The 15,790-nt window shown below is 65.6% G+C and carries 15 protein-coding genes, 1 tRNA gene, 1 other RNA gene and 1 riboswitch; of the genes, 11 read left to right on the plus strand and 6 right to left on the minus strand.

What is annotated here, in order from left to right:
- Window positions 1-189 precede the first annotated feature (189 nt).
- The 9 genes from miaB (at window position 190) to RT513_RS12945 (ending at window position 9,588) form a co-directional block, all read left to right on the plus strand.
- The gene (gene miaB, locus RT513_RS12905; protein ID WP_290686790.1) at window positions 190-1,509 is read left to right on the plus strand and encodes a tRNA (N6-isopentenyl adenosine(37)-C2)-methylthiotransferase MiaB; all 1,320 of its coding nucleotides are present in this window, start codon (window positions 190-192) and stop codon (window positions 1,507-1,509) included.
- A 127-nt stretch (window positions 1,510-1,636) separates the two neighbouring features.
- Window positions 1,637-2,644 (plus strand): PhoH family protein, encoded by a 1,008-nt coding sequence (locus RT513_RS12910; RefSeq protein WP_290686792.1) that lies wholly within the window; start codon window positions 1,637-1,639, stop codon window positions 2,642-2,644.
- Window positions 2,645-2,686: 42 nt separating this feature from the next.
- Window positions 2,687-3,190 carry an rRNA maturation RNase YbeY gene (ybeY, locus tag RT513_RS12915; protein WP_290686794.1) on the plus strand — a complete coding sequence of 168 codons (504 nt, stop codon included), beginning with the start codon at window positions 2,687-2,689 and terminating at the stop codon, window positions 3,188-3,190.
- Window positions 3,191-3,226: 36 nt separating this feature from the next.
- On the plus strand, window positions 3,227-4,108 hold the full coding sequence (locus RT513_RS12920; protein WP_290686796.1) for a transporter associated domain-containing protein: 882 nt from the start codon (window positions 3,227-3,229) through the stop codon (window positions 4,106-4,108).
- Window position 4,109: 1 nt separating this feature from the next.
- Window positions 4,110-5,639, plus strand: coding sequence for an apolipoprotein N-acyltransferase (lnt, locus tag RT513_RS12925; protein WP_313534105.1), 1,530 nt, complete (start codon window positions 4,110-4,112; stop codon window positions 5,637-5,639).
- Window positions 5,640-5,673: 34 nt separating this feature from the next.
- Window positions 5,674-5,722: riboswitch (SAM-SAH riboswitch) on the plus strand.
- Between the two features lie 7 nt (window positions 5,723-5,729).
- Window positions 5,730-6,896: a methionine adenosyltransferase gene (gene metK, locus RT513_RS12930; protein WP_035743622.1), complete on the plus strand. Its 1,167-nt coding sequence runs from the start codon at window positions 5,730-5,732 to the stop codon at window positions 6,894-6,896.
- 69 nt (window positions 6,897-6,965) lie between these two features.
- Window positions 6,966-7,691, plus strand: a complete 726-nt coding sequence (gene trmB, locus RT513_RS12935) for a tRNA (guanosine(46)-N7)-methyltransferase TrmB (RefSeq protein ID WP_088216911.1) — start codon at window positions 6,966-6,968, stop codon at window positions 7,689-7,691.
- Window positions 7,692-7,765: 74 nt separating this feature from the next.
- Window positions 7,766-9,097, plus strand: coding sequence for a 3-phosphoshikimate 1-carboxyvinyltransferase (gene aroA, locus RT513_RS12940; RefSeq protein ID WP_088216912.1), 1,332 nt, complete (start codon window positions 7,766-7,768; stop codon window positions 9,095-9,097).
- Window positions 9,098-9,099: 2 nt separating this feature from the next.
- Window positions 9,100-9,588: an ureidoglycolate lyase gene (locus tag RT513_RS12945; RefSeq protein ID WP_290686801.1), complete on the plus strand. Its 489-nt coding sequence runs from the start codon at window positions 9,100-9,102 to the stop codon at window positions 9,586-9,588.
- Here RT513_RS12945 and RT513_RS12950 read toward each other — a convergent pair.
- Window positions 9,567-10,595, minus strand: a complete 1,029-nt coding sequence (locus RT513_RS12950) for a type I glyceraldehyde-3-phosphate dehydrogenase (RefSeq protein WP_290686803.1) — start codon at window positions 10,593-10,595, stop codon at window positions 9,567-9,569. The genes RT513_RS12945 and RT513_RS12950 overlap by 22 nt on opposite strands.
- Before the next feature lie 385 nt (window positions 10,596-10,980).
- Window positions 10,981-11,138, minus strand: a non-coding RNA gene (ssrS, locus tag RT513_RS12955) — 6S RNA.
- A gap of 108 nt (window positions 11,139-11,246) precedes the next feature.
- On the opposite strand from ssrS, the gene RT513_RS12960 reads away from it, so the two are divergent.
- A complete protein-coding gene (locus tag RT513_RS12960; protein ID WP_290686817.1) occupies window positions 11,247-11,717 on the plus strand; it encodes an MmcB family DNA repair protein in 471 nt (156 codons plus the stop codon).
- An 878-nt stretch (window positions 11,718-12,595) separates the two neighbouring features.
- Here the strand turns inward: RT513_RS12960 and RT513_RS12965 are convergent.
- The gene (locus RT513_RS12965; protein ID WP_088216917.1) at window positions 12,596-12,817 is read right to left on the minus strand and encodes a DUF6324 family protein; all 222 of its coding nucleotides are present in this window, start codon (window positions 12,815-12,817) and stop codon (window positions 12,596-12,598) included.
- A 129-nt stretch (window positions 12,818-12,946) separates the two neighbouring features.
- Between RT513_RS12965 and RT513_RS12970 the strand changes: the two genes are divergently transcribed.
- A tRNA-His gene (locus RT513_RS12970) sits at window positions 12,947-13,023 on the plus strand.
- A 94-nt stretch (window positions 13,024-13,117) separates the two neighbouring features.
- Here RT513_RS12970 and RT513_RS12975 read toward each other — a convergent pair.
- The 3 genes from RT513_RS12975 to RT513_RS12985 all read right to left on the minus strand — a co-directional run.
- A complete protein-coding gene (locus RT513_RS12975; RefSeq protein WP_290686806.1) occupies window positions 13,118-14,359 on the minus strand; it encodes a recombinase in 1,242 nt (413 codons plus the stop codon).
- Between the two features lie 331 nt (window positions 14,360-14,690).
- Entirely contained in the window at window positions 14,691-15,497 is an 807-nt protein-coding gene (locus RT513_RS12980; RefSeq protein ID WP_290686808.1) for a hypothetical protein, read from the minus strand.
- The coding region (locus RT513_RS12985; RefSeq protein WP_313534106.1) for a hypothetical protein at window positions 15,490-15,790 on the minus strand (301 nt) is incomplete at its 5' end. The genes RT513_RS12985 and RT513_RS12980, both read right to left, overlap by 8 nt.

Here is a 15,790-nt window from a genome sequence, read left to right on the forward strand (position 1 = left end):
CACAGCCTCACAGCCTCACAGCCTCACAGCCTCACAGCCTCACAGCCTCACAGCCTCACAGCCAAAAGTGACAGCCGGCTGCTTCCGGAAGGGGCGCCGTTGCAGGTGCCGCCTCACCCCTCTGTTGCGATTTCGGGCGTTCCGGTGTAGCAGACGCCCTTCCTCACCGTTCGCCCCGGAGTAGCTCTCATGGCCACGCCCAAGAAGCTCTACATCAAGACCTACGGCTGCCAGATGAACGTCTATGACAGCGAACGCATGGCGGAGGCGCTGGGGGCGAAGGGGTATGTCACCACGGAAGTGGCGGAGGAGGCGGACATGGTTCTGCTGAACACCTGCCATATCCGGGAGAAGGCGGCGGAGAAGGTCTATTCGGACCTTGGCCGTTTGAAGCCGCTGAAACTCGCGAAGCCCGACCTGAAGATCGGTGTCGCGGGCTGCGTCGCGCAGGCGGAGGGCGAGGAGATCATGCGGCGGATGCCGCTGGTCGATCTGGTGGTCGGGCCGCAGACCTATCACCGTCTGCCCGCCATGATGGAGAAGGTGGAGCAGGGCGCCCGCGCCGTGGATACCGAATTCCCGGAGGAGGACAAATTCGCGCATCTGCCCAGGCGCCCCCTCCCGAACCGCCCGCCCGCGGCGTTCCTGACGGTGCAGGAGGGCTGCGACAAGTTCTGCGCCTTCTGCGTCGTGCCCTATACCCGTGGCTCGGAAGTCTCCCGCCCAGCGGAGCGCATCCTGCGGGAGGCCCGCGATCTGGTGGAGCGCGGCGTGCGGGAGATCACGCTGCTCGGCCAGAACGTCAACGCCTATCACGGCGGGGGGGAGGGCGGGGACTGGTCGCTCGCCCGGCTGGTGCGTGCACTGGCTGAGATCGACGGGCTGGAGCGGATCCGCTACACCACCTCCCACCCCAACGACATGTCCGACGACCTCATTGCCGCGCATGGCGAGGTCGAGAAGCTCATGCCCTATCTCCACCTGCCGGTGCAGTCGGGCTCCGACCGGATCCTCAAGGCGATGAACCGGCGGCACACCGCCGAGGGTTACCTGCGGCTGATCGACCGCATCCGCGCCGCCCGCCCCGACATGATGATGTCGGGCGATTTCATCGTGGGCTTCCCCGGTGAGACGGAGGCCGATTTCGAGGCCACGATGGAGCTGGTGCGGCAGGTGAACTACGGCATGGCATTCTCGTTCAAGTATTCCTCCCGTCCCGGCACGCCCGCCGCGGATCGCCCGCCCGTGGCTGCCGATGTCTCCGACGACCGGCTCCAGCGGCTTCAGGCCTTGCTGACCACGCAGCAGAGGGCGGCGCAGCAGGGCATGGTGGGCCGCGAGGTGAGCGTGCTTTTCGAGAAGAAGGGCCGCATGCCGGGGCAGATGGTCGGCAAGTCGGACTATCTTCACGCCGTCCACGCCGTGACGGACGCCGCCCCGGGAACGCTGGCCCGGGTGCGGATCGTGGCGGCCGGACCGAACTCCCTCGCCGGTGAACTTGTCGCCTGATTGCGATGCCTGCGGGAACCATGCCGCAGTGCATGGCGTTTTTTCGCTGCGGGAGCCAAAGCGCGCTTGCGTGAAGCCGGGCGTCTTGGCACCATCCCCTTGCGACCCTTTGCCATAGGAGTCCTTATTGGGCATCAGCGCGCTGACACCCCCGCCCCGCCCGGAAGACGTTTCGGAAACGCTTCTGGAATTTCCCGATAACAGGCTGCTCATCGACCTGTGCGGAGAGTTCGACAGGAACATCGCGCGGATCGAGCAGAAGATCGGGGTGCACATCCTCCGACGGGGGAACCAGCTCGCAGTGATGGGGGGAGCAGGCGCGCGGGATGCCGCGTCGGCCGCGCTCCGCGCCCTCTATGCGCGGCTGGAATCCGGCAAGCCGCTGGAGCCCGGTGACGTGGACGCCGTGATTCGCATGGGCGATCAGACCTTCGCGCGGGGCGGCGACGCCCAGTTCGAGATGTTCCACGGCACGCCGATGGAGATCCGCACCCGCAAGAAGCACGTGGAGCCGCGGACCGAAGCCCAGAAGGCCTATGTCGAGAACCTGTTCAAGAACGAGCTCTGCTTCGGCATCGGTCCGGCGGGGACAGGCAAGACCTATCTCGCCGTGGCGGTGGGCGTGACCATGTTCATCGGCGGGCATGTGGACAAGATCATCCTCTCCCGTCCCGCCGTTGAGGCGGGCGAGCGTCTGGGGTTCCTGCCCGGCGACATGAAGGAGAAGGTCGATCCCTACATGCAGCCGCTCTACGACGCGCTGAACGACTTCCTGCCTGCCAAGCAGGTGCAGAAGATGCTGGAGGAGAAGCGGATCGAGATCGCGCCGCTGGCCTTCATGCGCGGGCGGACGCTGGCCAACGCTTTCGTCGTGCTGGACGAGGCGCAGAACGCCACGACCATGCAGATGAAGATGTTCCTCACCCGTCTGGGCGAGGGCTCCCGCATGGTCATTACCGGCGACAGGACGCAGGTGGACCTGCCGCGCGGCACCGCCTCCGGTCTGTCGGATGCGGAGCGGATTCTCGCGGGGGTGAAGGGCGTGTCCTTCAACTACTTCACCGCGCAGGATGTCGTCCGCCATCCGCTTGTCGCCCGTATCATCGAGGCGTATGAGCGGTCCGAGGCGGGCTGACCCGTCCGGGCGGGCGGCGCCCTTCTGTCCGCACGGGTGCGCATGGCGCTTGTGGATACGATCATCGAGGATGATCGCTGGGAGGAGATCGACCTTCCGGCGATCTCCGAAACCGCGGCCGAAAGGGTGCTGGCCCTGCTGGATCTGGGCGGGGAGGGGTTTCTCATCAGCGTCCTCGGCTGCGACGATGCGCGGATCGCGGTGCTGAACGCGGACTTCCGCGGCAAGCCGCAGCCCACCAACGTGCTCTCCTGGCCCTCCGAGGAGCGGGGCGCGGAGGAAGATGGCGGCGCGCCCGACCAGCCGGAGCCCGGCGATGCGGACGACCCGGAGGAGCTGGGCGATATCGCCATCGCCTGGGAAACCTGCGGTCGCGAAGCGGCGGAACAGGGCATCCCGCTCAAGGATCACGTGACGCATCTGGTCATTCATGGTATTTTGCACTTGCTTGGATATGACCATGTGAGGGAGGCCGATGCTTCCCTGATGGAAGGACTTGAGGTCAGGATACTTGCCACGATGGGCATATCTGACCCATATGCTTGATCGGGGGCACAGACCCTCGCAATCTGGAAAGGAACAATGGGCGATTCCGTCGATGGGTCTTCTAGCGCGGCGCACCGCGCGCAGGACTCCGAAGAGAATTCACAGCGCGGCTTTTTCGGCCGCATCCTGAATGCTCTCTCAAACGATGCCGAGGACGCGGCGCGCAACTCTGCCGGAGCAGGTGTGGCGCGGTCGGGCTTCGGCGGACTCAGCAAACTCAGGACCATGCGCCTGTCGGATGTGATGGTGCCTGCGGCAGAGATCGTCGCGGTCGATGTGGACATCGACAAGGACGCTCTGGTCGAGGTGTTCCGGGAACATGGCTTCTCGCGCATGCCGGTTTACGAGCAGACGCTGGACAGGCCGCTGGGCCTTTTGCTGCTGAAGGACTTGGCGCTCCGCTACGGGTTCAACGGTCATACCGGGCCGTTCGACCTCCGCCCGCTTCTCCGCCCGCTGATCTATGCGCCGCCTTCCATGCCGCTTTCGGTCCTCTTGCAGAAGATGCAGGCGGAGCGGACGCATCTTGCGCTGGTGATCGACGAATACGGCGGCGTGGACGGGCTGGTGACTTTCGAGGATGTGCTGGAGGAAGTCGTCGGCGAGATCGACGATGAGCACGACATCGTCGAGGGTCGGCTGTGGTTGCAGGAGCGTCCCGGCGTCTGGATCGTGGAAGCGCGCGCCCCGCTGGAGGCCTTCGAGGAAGCCATCGGCATGCAGCTTGCCGATACGGAAGATGAGGAGATCGACACGGTCGGCGGCCTTGTCTTCATGCTGTCGGGCCGTGTTCCCGCAGAGGGCGAGGAGATCGAGCATGAAAGCGGTGCGGTGTTCGAGGTGATCGACGCCGAACCGCGCCGGATCAAGCGGCTTCGCCTGCGTCTGCCCGCCGCGGCGGCGGCTGCGGCCGGATAGCATGACCGAAGGCCCGGCGGCGCTGGCTGGTCATCCGGCCCGAGGGCTCATGCTTCGGCCCGCCCTGCGCGGGGCGCTTCCCGCATTGCTGGCCGGTGCCTTGATGGCATCGGGCCAGGCGCCGCTTGGCCTGTGGTGGGTGGCCCTGCCGGCGCTGTGGTGGCTGATGGCGCAGATCTCGGGGGGCGAGACCCTCCGCACCGCTCTGTGGCGGGGCTGGATGGGCGGCACGGGCTATTTCGCCGCGGCGCTTTTCTGGATCGTCGAACCCTTCATGGTGGATGCCGCGCGGCAGGGCTGGATGGCCCCGTTCGCGCTGGTGTTTCTGGCCACCGGCATGGCGCTGTTCTGGGCGCTGGCAGCAGGGGTCGGCTGGGGACTTGGCCGGGGCCGGTCGCGACCGGTCGCGCTCGCCGTGAGCTTCGCAGCGGTCGAGCTGATGCGCGGTTATGTGCTGACCGGCTTCCCCTGGGCGCTGATCGGGCACGTCTGGATCGACACGCCGGTGGTGCAGGCGGCGGCCTATGTCGGGCCGGTGGGTCTGACCCTTCTCACGACCCTTCTCGCCGCGCTGCCGCTTGTGCTGCGTCTGCCCGGCGCGGTGGCAGGCGCGGTCGTGATCGGGCTGCTGTGGCTGGGTGGCCTCGCACGGCTGGCGGAGCCGCTCCCGCCGCGGGCGGCGCCGATCCATGTCCGTCTCGTCCAGCCCAATATTCCGCAGCATCTAAAATGGGATCCGGCGCTGATCGGTCCGCAGTTCCGCCAGCAGCTCGAACAGACGGCGACGCCCGCCGATCCTCCACCGGACCTCACGATCTGGCCGGAGACGGCGCTGGTCTGGCTGCTGGAGGATGCCGCCGAGCCTCTGGCGATGATCGCGGAGGCCTCCGGGGGCCGTCCCGTCGCACTCGGCGTGCAGCGCGGGGATGGCGGGCGCTACTACAACTCTCTCGCGGTTCTGGATCGAGCGGGACAGGTTACCGGGCTTTACGACAAGCACCACCTCGTCCCGTTCGGCGAGTATATCCCCTTCGGCGACATCGCGGCGCGGTTCGGGATCCACGGTCTCGCCGCACGGGAGGGGGACGGATATTCGCCGGGGCCGGGACCGGCCATCCTCGACCTTGGCCCGCTGGGAAAGGTGCTGCCGCTCATCTGTTACGAGGCGGTGTTTCCGCAGGACCTTCGCGGCGCGCCCGACCGGGCGGACTGGATCCTGCAGGTCACGAACGACGCGTGGTTCGGCAACCTCTCCGGCCCCTATCAGCATCTGGCGCAGGCGCGGCTCCGCGCGGTGGAGCAGGGCCTGCCGCTGATCCGCGCCGCGAATACCGGCGTGTCGGCCATCATCGACGCGAGGGGGGCGATCGTCTCCGCCCTGCCGCTGAACGTGGAGGGCACGCTGGACGGCAGCGTTCCCGCGGCCCTGCCCCCCACACCCTATGCGCGCATGGGCGATCTGCCCATGGCGGGCCTCATTCTTGTGGCTGGAGCGGGCCTGCTTTTGTTGCGGCGCAGAGAAAGAGATTGAACTCCGCCGCCGCCGCCGCTACGGCTTGGCATCGCACCCGTCACAACGGCTTCCTGGCGTGACGGGGTTGTCTTAATGGAGCGCTTCCCGATGTCCCGACAGAATTACGTATTTACTTCCGAATCCGTTTCGGAGGGTCACCCCGACAAGGTCTGCGACCGGATTTCCGATGCGGTCCTTGATGCCTTTCTCACCGAAGAGCCCAATGCCCGCGTCGCCTGCGAGACCTTCGCCACGACGAACTGCGTCGTGGTGGGCGGCGAGGTGGGCCTGTCCGACAAGGACAAGCTCCACAGCTACATGGAGAAGATCGAGGACATCGCGCGCGCCTGCGTGAAGGACATCGGTTACGAGCAGGACAAGTTCCACTGGGCGACCTTCAAGCTGAACAACTACCTGCACGAGCAATCCGCCCATATCTCCCAAGGCGTCGACCGGGACGGGGCGGGGGATCAGGGCATCATGTTCGGCTATGCGGTGGACGAGACGCCGGAGCTGATGCCCGCGCCGATCCTCTACTCTCACGCCATCCTGCGCCGTCTGGCCGAGGCGCGCAAATCCGGTGAGGCGCCGAGCCTCCGCCCGGATGCCAAGAGCCAGCTGTCGCTGCGCTACGAGGACGGCAAGCCCGTGGAGGTGACCCAGCTTGTCCTCTCCACCCAGCACGCGAGCGAGGATCAGACCTCCGACGACATCCGCGCCATCGTGGAGCCCTACATCCGCGAGGTGCTTCCCGACGGCTGGCTGACGGAGAACACCGAATGGTGGGTCAACCCGACAGGCACTTTCGTCATCGGCGGCCCGGATGGGGACGCGGGGCTGACGGGGCGGAAGATCATCGTGGATACCTATGGCGGCGCCGCGCCGCACGGGGGCGGTGCCTTCTCCGGCAAGGATCCGACCAAGGTGGACCGTTCCGCCGCCTATGCCGCGCGCTATCTGGCAAAGAACGTGGTCGCCTCCGGGCTTGCACAGCGCTGCACGCTTCAGCTCTCCTATGCCATCGGCGTGGCGAAGCCGCTTTCCATCTACGTCGATACCCACGGCACCGGCGTTGCGGATGAGGCGGAGATCGAACGTGCCGTCGCGCAGGTCATGGACCTCACGCCGCGCGGCATCCGCGATCATCTGGAGCTCAACCGCCCGGTCTATGCCCGGACGGCGGCCTATGGCCATTTCGGGCGCCAACCCGACAATGACGGCGGTTTCAGCTGGGAACGGACCGACCTGGTGGAGGCGCTGAAGCGCGCCGTCTGACCCCCTTTTGCTTGACGCGCGGGCCATGCCGCGCGAAGAGGCCCCGGTATCAGCGACCGGGGCCTTTTCATGACTGACGACCAGAGCGATTCCGCCGCGGGTGCCGACCGTCCCTGGCGCAATTTCTATGGCCGTCGCCATGGCAAGACGCTGCGGCCCAGCCAGAAAGGGTATCTCAGCGAGGATCTGGGCCAGCTGCGCCTTCCCGGCGTGACCCATGAGGAGAACCCGGAGCGCGCCGAGCTGGACCTGACACAGCTTTTCGGGGACCGGCCGGTTTGGCTGGAGATCGGCTTCGGCGGCGGCGAGCATCTGGTGCATCAGGCCGCGCAGAACCCGGAAGTGGGGCTGATCGGTTGCGAGCCCTTCATCAACGGTGTGGCGATGCTGCTTGGCAAGGTGCGGGAGGCGGGTGTCACCAACCTCCGCCTGCATCCGGGCGACGTGCGCGACCTGTTCGATGTGCTGCCCGACCGCTCCGTCGCGCGGGCCTTCCTGCTCTACCCCGACCCCTGGCCGAAGAAGCGCCACCATCGCCGCCGTTTCGTGACGCCGGAGTTCCTTGCGCCGCTCCACAGGGTGCTGCGGCCACAGGCCATCCTGCGGGTCGCGACGGACATTCCCGATTACGTGCGCCAGACGCTGGAGGAGGTGCCGAAGGCGGGCTTCGAATGGCTGGCCGAAGGTCCGTCCGACTGGCGGGAGCCGTGGTCCGACTGGCACTCCACCCGCTATGAGCAGAAGGCGCTCCGCGAGGGGCGGGTGCCGCATTACCTCACCTTCCGTCGCCTGTAGCGGCCCAGATAGACCCCAGATAGACCGGCGCGGTCAGTTCGGCTATGAGGCGGCCAGACCACGGAGGATCCCCCATGACTGCCGAAGCCTCGCCCGTCCCGCTTGTCGTCCGCGCTTCCGCCCCGCTCAGGGGCAAGGCGACGGTGCCGGGGGACAAGTCCATCTCCCACCGCGCACTGATATTCGGGGCGCTTTCCGTGGGCGAGACGCGGATCAGCGGCCTTCTGGAAGGCGAGGATGTCATCGACACGGCAAAGGCGATGCGGGCCTTCGGGGCAGAAGTGACCCGCCATAGCGAAGGCGCGTGGAGCGTGCACGGCGTGGGCGTCGGCGGCTTCGCCGAGCCGGAGAATGTCATCGACTGCGGCAATTCGGGGACGGGGGTGCGGCTCATCATGGGCGCGATGGCGACCTCGCCCATCGTTGCGACCTTCACCGGGGATGCGAGCCTCCGCCGCCGTCCCATGGCGCGGGTGACGGATCCTCTGGCGCTGTTCGGAACGGTGGCGCATGGTCGCGCGGGCGGGCGGTTGCCGATGACCGTCCTTGGCGCACGGGATCCGGTGCCGGTGCGCTACGCCTTGCCCGTACCGTCGGCGCAGGTGAAATCCGCCGTGCTGCTCGCCGGGCTGAACGCGCCCGGTGAAACCGTCGTGATCGAGCGGGAGCCGACGCGTGATCATACCGAACGGATGCTCCGCGGCTTCGGCGCCACCCTCCGCGTGGAGGAAACGGCAGAGGGGCAGGCGATCATCCTCACCGGGCAGCCGGAGTTGCGCCCGCAGACCGTCGCGGTGCCGCGTGATCCGTCCTCCGCCGCCTTTCCCGTGGCTGCCGCGCTCATCGTGGAAGGGTCGGATATCCGGGTCCCCGGTGTCAGCCGCAACCCGACGCGCGACGGGTTCTACCTGACGCTGGTCGAGATGGGGGCCGATATCGCCTTCGAGAACGAGCGTGAGGAGGGGGGGGAGCCGGTCGCCGATCTCCGCGTCCGCTTCTCTGCGTTGAAGGGCGTGGACGTGCCGGAGGACCGCGCGGCCTCCATGATCGACGAATTCCCCGTGCTGTCCGCCATCGCCGCCTTTGCGGAAGGCCGGACCGTCATGCGCGGGGTGCGTGAGCTGCGGGTGAAGGAGAGCGACCGGATCGACGCCATGGCGCGCGGGCTGGAATCCTGCGGCGTCACGGTGGAGGAGGGAGAGGACATCTTCATCGTCCATGGCCGGGGCGCGGAGGGCGTGCCGGGAGGGGCCACGGTCCGCACCCATCTCGACCACCGTATCGCCATGAGCTTCTACGTGCTGGGTCTTGCCGCGCAGCAGCCCGTGACGATCGACGATGCGCGCCCCATCGCCACATCCTTCCCCGACTTCCTGCCGCTCATGCAGACGCTGGCGGAGGGCTGAGGTTGCGCAGGATCACCATACAGCCGCTGACGGCGGCCGCCTTCGCGCCCTTTGGCGATATCCTTTCTGCCGATGGGACCGCCGACCGGATCATCAACCAGGGTCTCTGTGGCCGCTGGCACGACCGGGCGGGGCTGGATTTCGGGCCGGAGGGGCGGGCAGGTCTGTCGATCTTCAAGGCGGAGCCTCGGGCGCTGCCGCTGGTGCTCGATCTGGTCGAGCGGCACCCGGACGGCAGCCAGGCCTTCGTGCCGATGTCGCTCGACCCGTTCCTGGTCATCGTCGCGCCGGACGAAGGGGGGCACCCCGGGGTGCCGCTGGCCTTCCTGACCACGGCGGGGCAGGCGATCAACTTTCACCGGGGCACCTGGCACGGGGTGCTGACGCCGCTCCACGCGCCCGGTCTGTTCGCGGTGGTGGACAGGATCGGCGATACGCCCAATCTTGAGGAATACTGGTTCGACGAGCCCTATACCGTCGTTTCGCCCTGAGGCGGGCTTCCTACCGGCTGCTCCTGATCCTGCCGCGCGAGCCGCACTGCCATGTCGATCATGCGGTTGGAAAAGCCCCATTCGTTGTCGTACCAGCCGAAGACGCGCACCATGCCGCCGCCGGTCACGGCGGTTTCCGGCAGCGCCATCACCACGCTTTCGGGCCGCGCGCGCAGGTCGGTGGAGACGAGCGCGCGCTCCGTCCAACCGATGACGCCGCCCGCCTCGCGCAGCGCAGCATTGACCGCCTGCACGCTGGCCGGGCGACGGGGCATGAATGTCAGGTCCACGGCAGAGACGGAAGCTGTCGGCACCCGCACCGCAGACCCCTCCACCCGCCCCGCCAGATGTGGCAGCACGATATCCACCAGCCGGGAGGCCGAGGTCGTCGTCGGCACCATGGAGAGCGCGGCAGCCCTGCTCCGCGCAAAGTCGGCGGCGGGGCTGTCCACTGTCGGCTGGCTGCCGGTATAGCAATGGATGGTGGTCATGTAGCCCGTCTCCACCCCCCATTCCGCATCCAGAAGCCCGAGCAGCGGTGCAAGAGCGTTGGTCGTGCAGGAGGCGTTGGAGACGATGCGATGCAGGGGCGTCACCTCCCCCTCGTTCGCGCCGATCACGGCTGTGATATCCGCGCCCCGCGACGGGCCGGAGACGAGCACCCGTCTTGCCCCCGCGCTCAGCCCGCGTTCCGCCACCTCCCGGCTGTCAGCGCGGCCCGTGCACTCCATCAGCACATCGACGCCGGAAAGATCGGCACGCGACAGGTCTGACTGGCGGAGCAGCGGAATCTCCCGCCCGTCGACCACAAGATGCCCCGCGCGAAGGGCGACGCTGCCGGAGTAGGGGCCAAAGACGCTATCGTATTCAAACAGATAGGCGCAGATTTCGGGCGTGGCGATATCGTTCAGGGCGACTATTTCGATGTCGCCCGGTCGCGTGGCCAGCGCTCTCAGCACCGACCGCCCGATGCGCCCGAACCCGTTGATCGCCACACGAACCGCCATGCCGTTCCCTCCTGTTGCCTCATACGTGCCTAGCGGCACGGCGGAAGAAGGCCAAGAGAAAGGCGATCACGCGATTTCGCTTGGCGTCGGGGGCGACTCGGCCTTACGCTGATCGGGCAACCTTCAGGAGACTGCTCCTATGCCTGTTCGCTCCGTCCGCCGCTCTGGGTCGCTGGCTCGTGCCGGGTCGCTCATTAAACGTATGGGAGAGGCTTTGAAAGCTGCGGTAGCCGGGCCGATGCGGGCGCCAGATGCGCTGCCCGTGCCGATCCGGGTGGAGCAACGGCCGATGCGTCGCCGCTGATTCACGGATTTATCCTGGTCAGGTGACGAAAGGGCCGGATCGACCGGCCCTTTTCGATTCGCCTATCTTGGCTGGCGAGTGGCGGGAACCGCAGCAACCGTGCCGGCGTGATTTCCCGAGAGCCTGGACTAACCAGGTGGGTGCCAGATACCGGGACCAAGATCCCGGCAGAGCCAGCCCCCTCGGAAATGCTTATCGGCCACTGGAAAAAAGCCTGCGCACGAGAGGAGCAGAACCCGCCTTCCCAAAAATAGGCCTGACCTGCGGAGGCCACAAGAGCCCGTCGCGGAAAAGATGTGATCGCCCCTCGGCTGGACAGACGTTCCCTCTCTGTTCATAGTCGCGCCATGCAGCCCCAGCCCATTCCCCTCCCCGGTCTTCAACCCGGACAGCTCCTGCAGCGCGGCGTGAGCCGTCACCTTCTCTCCCTCGGCTTTGCGACGGTGGAGGAGCTGGTGCCCGCTCCCGGCCTCCGTGTGGACGTCATGGCGCTCGGCCCGAAGGGGGAGATCTGGGTGGTCGAATGCAAGTCATGCCGCGCCGATTTCGCGGGCGACAGGAAGTGGCAGGGCTATCTGGAATGGTGCGACCGATTCTTCTGGGCTGTCGATGCCGATTTTCCTGCCGATCTCCTGCCTGATGGCACCGGCCTGATCCTTGCCGACAGCTATGACGCGGAAATCCGCCGCCTCGGGCCGGAGGCGCCGCTGGCCGGCGCCCGCCGCAAGCTCCTGACCCAGAAATTCGCTCGCCACGCAGCGCTGAGGCTGCAGACGCTTCGCGATCCCGGGGCCGGAGGCGGGGGGCCGCGGTTTTGACGGATTGGCTCACTGGCGTAGGCGGTTGCGGGTCTGCGGCTCTTATCGGTTGTGGTTACGCTGATGTAGCAACGGGTTTTTGGGGCGGGCATTTGGCATAGAGGCGAATTGCGGTGGCACCTCGAATGCTTTTCCGTGCCCGACCCGCAGTGGCATTCACGACTCTGGCGGCGTCAGGCAGGACCGACGGGCCAAAACTCTCCCTGCAACTTCTCGGGAAGCCGGTCTGACATCACGGACGAGGTTTGCCGGAGTCGCTGCTCCAGCTTCCGCGGACACTCGTCCATCAGTGTTCGGACGGACCTGACAGGGCAATTCATCTGTCGCGAAGCGGCTGTGAGCCGCAGGTGTCAGAGCAATCTTTCCGCTCCTCGCCAAGAGCACCATCGCTGCCCAAATACCCTGATCCCGGGGAGAGCAACTGACCGGCGCAGTTTCCCCTTCTCCAGGGTGCGCCGCACCCCCTCCGCACCCGGCAGGACCAGATCGACATGTCGCAGGAAGCGGTCGGGCTCATGGCCGAAGAACCCGTTGCAATGCCGTTTTGCCAGCGGCTTGTCACTCAGCCCGCGGTGAGGAAGAGGATTGCTGCTCCTCCGGCCTGGGAGCCCGAGGTTTCCTATGAGATCCCCAGCCCCTCTCGGCACACTGCCGGGCGTGATCAAATCACCACCAAGTGTCTCCGGCAGACTGGAAACCACCCCGCGCCCGCTCAAACCTGAGGTCCGGCGGAACGAGGCGGAGCCGGAGCGTCCTCCAAGTCCGACTTCCGCCTCGGGGCGTGGGATCCCGCAGGCGGTGATCGTCAAGTCGGAGCCGCTGATTCCGAAGCGAACGGCCTTCGCCTTAGCCTTCGAACAGCCTTGCGCCGAAAGCGTTCAGCGTTTCGGCTTGCCCTTTGGCGAAGGCTCCGACGCGCTCATGCTACGCGCGGCTTCTGCTGCGGCGCGGAGTTCTTCGGCGATTTCCTCCGCCTCCTCGGGGTCGAAGTCGAGCGGCAGTTCCATGCCTTCCGCCTCGACATAGATTCGCACCATCCCGAGAGAGGTGGGACCGATCTGGAGATTGGCGGCGACTTCGCTTTCCTTATTGATACCCATATTGTTCCCCTTGGTGCCGGTGGTTTGCGCCCGCTGCGGGGCTCAGAGCGGTTGGATATGCCTCCTTCGTCATTTGATCAAGCGATGGGTCTTGCCAAAGCCCGCTATGAAGGGTAAATCGCCCCCCGTGCCGCCTTAGCTCAGTTGGTTAGAGCACCAGATTGTGGATCTGGGGGTCCCCCGTTCGAGCCGGGGAGGCGGTACCACCGAAATCCATGATAAAAATGAACTTTTTGTCTGTCTCAAATGGCAGTTGGAAATTGGTTGGAAGCGAGTTGGAAATGAGTGTTTCCAACCTGTTCAGGTCTGCTGATCTCCTGCCGATCGGCGCAGCTGAATGACCCGCGCGATGCTGTCTGACTTCTCCCTGATGTAGCGGTTCGTCGTCTTGTCGGAGGCGTGGTTCGCCTGGTGCTGCATCAGCACCTTCGACGCACCAGCGCGCTTGGCGTCGGTGATGGCGCCTGCGCGGGTGTCCATCATCCACACGTCACGAGGGACGCCGGCGACGGTGCGATAGGTGCGAAATTTTCCGCTCCACCGATATCGGTCAAATGGCATGTCGGTCTTGGGGTCGCGGATTACCGGGCCGATTCTTTCTTCTTGGGGGATGCCAGCCAAGCGTTCTCGCACCTCAGGAACAAGCCTCAGATCGAAGATCAGCTCTTCGTCCAGCGAATCTTCTGTCTTCGACGGCACCTTTCGAAATTCGGTCAGGTCGCGCGCGATCATGTCCCATGTAAGCCCATCGGCCCAGCGGAAATGACCGCGAGTTATGCCGCCGCTGGCGGCTACGCTCTCTTTTTCCTCTGGCCCCATGCGTAGCCATTGGCCGCGTACATCTACGGCACGCAAAGCGAACCACCATTGCAATTCCAGCCCCAGTGCGAACGCGGCGTCGCCTGCACTATCGGCGGCTGTAATGATCGCTTCAATTTGCGCGCGCGTCGGGGCTGCCGTCCTCGGTTTCGGGGTCTTGATGCGCATTTCCTTCAGGATGCCTGCAAGTTCCAGGCAAGCGGGGTTCTTCAACATGATGCCGTAGCCGACGAGCATGCGGAGCATGCCGAACTGCCGCTTGATGTAGGCCACGGTCCTGCCGTTATCGCGCATCGTCCGCTGGATGCGCTTGAGTTCCGCAAGATCCATGCTGTCGATCTGTGCGTCGCCGATTGCTTCCTGCCATCGCATCAGCGGGAAGCGGTAGCTATCGCGGCTGTTTGCCTTCACCTCCTGAAATGGCGATTCGGTGTCGGTCATGTATCGACCGATAAGCCAGCGCCACGTCCCGGCAATGGACAGCAGTTTCGCCGGCTGCTCTTGGATTGCGGCAAGCATGTCTATGGTGAGTTGTCGGGCTTTCGCGGCGCGTTCCGCCTCGCGGCCATCGCCATCTTCGCCGGGCAGGCGGATCGGCGGATGGCTATAGCCCAGCTTTCTGGCAGCTGCTGGCACGCGCCAGTAGTACCAGCGCTTTGACCGACTGGTGTGTGGCGCATAGAGAGGGTCCGACCCGTCCCACAGCGCTTTTTCATAATGCATCGTATCGCACTCCATTCGTGGTCTCGCGCGCCGCCTGATGGGCGCGTGGATCACGATCCGGTATTTGTCGACGCCGGTCCAGCCAAGCGATGACGTCCGCCTTGAGGTACAGGCGCGTGATGGGGTCGGGTGCTGGAAAGCCAGCGACCGTCATCCTGTCGAGATTCTTGCGAAGCCAAGCCGGCCCCTTTCCCAGAACGGCCGCGACCCAGCGGCTCGATCCGAAGGCACAGTGATCTGCAAAAGTGGGGTCCGAGTGATTGCGAAACTCACCCATACCGGTCACCGATCCTCACCGCAGCGGGGGCAGTTCTTCGCGAGAAACTTCCAGTCAACCATCGCTCCCCTCCTTCTGGCTGGCGGCTCCGACGAAAGTCAGCCCCTCTTGCAGGCAGTAGCGGCGAAACGCGGCTTCATGCAGTTCGTCTGGCAGCATTTCAATGCTATGCCTGATGGTGCCGCCTTTCCACGAACCTTTGCGCTCGCCTACCTCTGTCGAAAATTGCAGATCAAGGATGCGCCGCACCAGGTCAGGGCAGAACCATGACAGCCACCGGAACCTCCCGGCTCCACGCGTCCATTGACGCTCCTCTACTTTTGTCGTGGCGATAATTTCTTCGTCGTCGAAGTCGCGGAACCGGAAGGAGATGGTCGGGCAACTGGCCTCAATCGCCCAACGATCCGGCCCGTAGTCCTTTGGCAGATCGGCAAAGTGCGCCCCGGTCGTGTCATAAAGCGAATGCCGGACCTGCCGCCATTCCCGCCACGGAAAGAAGAACACGCGGGACCGGTCTGTGTCGCTGTCGTGGGTCGTCCTGCCCATGTGGACATGCAACGCACCTTCCGTCACGACGAACCCGAACTGGCGCTGGTCAATCTGCCAATACCAGTTCCGGCCCGTGCGTTGGATATCTTCCGCACTCCAATATTTCGCCGTCACCTTTTCCCGGTAGGGCCGGATCAGCCACGATGGCAGGGGAAACAGGATGGTCCGCCTCGCGACGTGGACCCGCGCGAAGCCGGGATCGCCTTCCTCGCCTGTGGATGTCGCGACCAGCCCGAAGGGATAGAGCCCATCTTTGGCGTAGGTGAAGGGGCCGAAATATTTGTCGTTGTCAGACCAGCGCCGGTTACGCATCGCTGCCTCCCTGTGCGGGGAGAGCGCGTAGGGCGGTATTGCGACAAAACGCGCTCATGTGGTTTGGTCCGTGCCCGTCTGCTATATCCGTCAGTGCCTCCTCCAGCACCTTGATCCGCGCGCGGGCGGCGGTGAGTTCGGGTCTGACCGGGGCGGGGGTCGCAAGGGCTGCATTGTGCTCGGCGGAGATCAGTCGGGCCAAGCTGGCTTCGATATTAGCCAAGATGACCACGTCAGCTTCTTCACAGATGACGTTCGCCCGATCTGACGGAAGGTCTCCGGGATTGTGAGCT

Origin of the sequence: Haematobacter sp. (genome assembly GCF_032102465.1) — a bacterium.
Taxonomy (GTDB): Bacteria; Pseudomonadota; Alphaproteobacteria; order Rhodobacterales; family Rhodobacteraceae; genus Haematobacter.

Coding starts and splice junctions, on each gene's coding strand:
- RT513_RS12960 (WP_290686817.1), top strand. CDS start 11,247: ATGCAGCCCCAGCCCATTCCCCTCCCCGGTCTTCAACCCGGACAGCTC.
- trmB (WP_088216911.1), top strand. CDS start 6,966: ATGACTGACGACCAGAGCGATTCCGCCGCGGGTGCCGACCGTCCCTGG.
- miaB (WP_290686790.1), top strand. CDS start 190: ATGGCCACGCCCAAGAAGCTCTACATCAAGACCTACGGCTGCCAGATG.
- RT513_RS12980 (WP_290686808.1), bottom strand. CDS start 15,497: ATGCGTAACCGGCGCTGGTCTGACAACGACAAATATTTCGGCCCCTTC.
- ybeY (WP_290686794.1), top strand. CDS start 2,687: ATGGCGCTTGTGGATACGATCATCGAGGATGATCGCTGGGAGGAGATC.
- RT513_RS12920 (WP_290686796.1), top strand. CDS start 3,227: ATGGGCGATTCCGTCGATGGGTCTTCTAGCGCGGCGCACCGCGCGCAG.
- RT513_RS12975 (WP_290686806.1), bottom strand. CDS start 14,359: ATGCATTATGAAAAAGCGCTGTGGGACGGGTCGGACCCTCTCTATGCG.
- aroA (WP_088216912.1), top strand. CDS start 7,766: ATGACTGCCGAAGCCTCGCCCGTCCCGCTTGTCGTCCGCGCTTCCGCC.
- metK (WP_035743622.1), top strand. CDS start 5,730: ATGTCCCGACAGAATTACGTATTTACTTCCGAATCCGTTTCGGAGGGT.
- RT513_RS12965 (WP_088216917.1), bottom strand. CDS start 12,817: ATGGGTATCAATAAGGAAAGCGAAGTCGCCGCCAATCTCCAGATCGGT.
- RT513_RS12950 (WP_290686803.1), bottom strand. CDS start 10,595: ATGGCGGTTCGTGTGGCGATCAACGGGTTCGGGCGCATCGGGCGGTCG.
- lnt (WP_313534105.1), top strand. CDS start 4,110: ATGACCGAAGGCCCGGCGGCGCTGGCTGGTCATCCGGCCCGAGGGCTC.